This window comes from Streptomyces beijiangensis, assembly GCF_017315755.1.
Taxonomy (GTDB): Bacteria; Actinomycetota; Actinomycetes; order Streptomycetales; family Streptomycetaceae; genus Streptomyces; species Streptomyces beijiangensis.
Map to the genome: position 1 here is coordinate 1 of NZ_JAFLRJ010000747.1, position 230 is coordinate 230.

The window sequence follows — 230 nt, forward strand, 5'->3', positions numbered from 1 at the left end:
GACCAGATCGCGCTGGGTGAGCGTCGGAAGAATTCCGATCATGACGATCCCCGCGTCGACCTCGTTCGCTTTTCTGTGGGCGTACGCGAGACCGGTGCGCAGCTCCTCGGCAAGCTGATCGAAAACCCGCCCCTCGAGCCGGTGCGGAACAATATTGACTTCCAGATTGAACATTCCGAGTTCGGTCTGGAAATCACGGCTCGCGATGCGCTCGAGCACCTCCGCATTCA

At 59.6% G+C, this 230-nt stretch carries 1 pseudogene; it reads right to left on the reverse strand.

From position 1 onward, the window contains the following. Positions 1-230 (reverse strand): annotated as a pseudogene (locus tag J0695_RS38835) (glutamate--cysteine ligase); the annotation flags it as partial.